This is a genomic window from Pseudomonadota bacterium, assembly GCA_030859565.1.
Taxonomy (GTDB): domain Bacteria; phylum Pseudomonadota; class Gammaproteobacteria; order JACCXJ01; family JACCXJ01; genus USCg-Taylor.
The window spans coordinates 1-2,243 of record JALZJW010000283.1; the positions used below are offsets into that span (position 1 = coordinate 1).

Genomic DNA, 2,243 nt, shown 5'->3' on the forward strand with positions numbered 1-2,243 from the left:
ACGGCTGCCATGCCCACGTTGTCGCGCACGGTGGCACCGGTTGCAGTAGGCCACACCGGCTGCGTCGTACCGGTGCGCCCTGCATTCAGCGCCTTGTAGTGATAGCTGTTCTTGGTACTCGGCGTAACCAATTCGTTTACGTTCTTAGGGACTCGCGCGGCCCAGCTCGGCCCGACATACACGGGTACGTTGTTCGTAATATCGAAAAGCTTTAACAACCCGCCGGTGAGCGGGTCGCCATCCGGATCACTTGAAACCGCGCTTAGGATCGAGTTATCGGTCGTCTGTCCCGCGGACGGGACCAAGCCACGCGGCACGCGTGGTGCTGAGTTGATCGTGAAGTCCTGGAAGTAGCCCCACGAGGACGGCAGCCCTCCGGAGTCGATCACCTGTGCGCGGAGCTTGTAGCGGTAGCCGTAGTTTAGGTCCGGGTGCCAACCCGAACCGATCACCCACTCGCTCGTTACCGGGTTCACGGTAGAGAGCAGGTTGCCCGAGTCGTAGAGCTTAATCGTCCCGATCGAGTTCCAGATCTGCACCCTGACGCGTGAGAACGCATTGCCGATCGGAGAGCTGTACGAGCCCCGGTACTCAGCCGGCTTCCTCGCGGCCAGCTTCGCGCCGACTATCGGTGCGCTGATCGTCGGCGGTGCCGGGCCGTTCGTTACCGTGAAATCCGGGTTCTGTCCTCCAGGTTGAGGCCCGGTCCACGGGCTCCATACGCCCCAACTGTCACGGTAGCGTATCGAACAATCCATCTCGATATCTACCGGGAGGTTGACACCGAACCTCCTGTAGAACCGCTGCGCGGCCTGCTCCTCTGCGGTAGGCTCGAACTCTCCAGAGAAGATCACCCGATCCTTGCGACGACCGCGCAACTCCTTAATGCGGTACTGCACCAGATCTGTGTAGTCGTACGGCCGATCCTCTTCGCGATGCCGGAAGTGCGCGACGAAGATCGGATCCCGATCGGTAATGCTCCCCACCGGAGATAGGGTCCGATCCCACCTTGGGATTCTCGGTTCGAGGTTCTCAACAAGCGTCACACGGGTGTGTAGCGCACCGGTAAGAACCGTGTAGGCGCCCACCGTAGCAGGCGGCGTGATGCCAGAGACGGTAGCCGAACGGTGTTCTTGCTCGTCCGGGTTCGGATCTACGGCGTGTCGCGTCCGTTGCGTGGGATCGCGCCAGTAGCCAGCCTGCAACACCTGCCCCTTGCTCACCCTAAGCGGTACTGTGAGCGTCTGCGGCCTGTACGCCACGCCATCCGGCCAGGTCTCTACCGGGAGCCTCGCGAGCGGTTGCGGCTGTGGTTGGTCATCGTAGATCACGTTCGAAGCAGTCACCGGAGCACCATCGCCACCGGCACGTGTCGCCACCCCGATAATCCAACCGTTTACCGGAACCACAATCTCATCAAGGAACAGGTTGTCAGAGCCAACATCGTAGCCACGATGCAGTACATCGCCCTTTATCTTCGCCGGTTGTATATCTCTCGTAGTCATTACCTGATCCCGCTGCTTTCTCTAGCTCCGCTCAAGAAACCTTCCCGGCTCAACGTGGCGAGCTGGTCGACCAGCGCATCCTTGAATTTTCCAGCGGCCTCTTCAGGATCGGCGAGTGCCCCACCGTCTACGTGTATATCGCCGATGTTGATCTGTATCGGCCTGCCGGCGCTGGGCCTCTCCGCGTTGGCATCATGCCCGCGGGCGGCTACGGCTCCTCGATCGACGTATCGCGCCGCCGGGTTCTCTACCAGGGCTTCGAGAGTGCGCGAATCGCGCGGAGTCAGGACCCGCTCGCCACCATCAACCATCGCTAGCCGTCCGCCGCGTCCCGGTACCACCCCGCCGTTGCGGAAGATCGGCAGGGTGGGTCTATTGTTAATGGACGTGATACCGCCTTCAGCGTACCCAGGATTCCACACCGGCCCGCCGTGGACGGCTTCTTGATAGGCAATGGAGCTCATCGCCTGACAGAGCGGGTCGTTGATATCCATGCAGTCCGGTTGGGCATACGCTTCGAACGTAGAGGGGATCATCTGCCAGCACCCCGTAGAGGGCGTCCCGGCAGCGGCGTTCGAGTCGTAATCGTTGACGGCCCCCATATCCATCCCCGACTCGCCCATGCCCAAAGACTGCATCGACTGGAGGTACTCGTCAGAGACCCCGAGTTGTTCGACCGCCGCCGGTATTGCCGCCCCGCAGTCCCCACCACCGCCGCCACCCGAACAGCCCGGGATT

General features: G+C 61.6%; 2 protein-coding genes. Both read right to left on the minus strand.

Translation table 11 applies throughout. The annotated features are described in order from the left end of the window. A partial coding sequence (locus M3436_20800) for a hypothetical protein (protein MDQ3566406.1) occupies positions 1-1,505 on the minus strand: 1,505 nt, incomplete at its 3' end. Continuing rightward, a partial coding sequence (locus M3436_20805) for a hypothetical protein (protein ID MDQ3566407.1) occupies positions 1,505-2,243 on the minus strand: 739 nt, incomplete at its 5' end. The genes M3436_20800 and M3436_20805, both read right to left, overlap by 1 nt.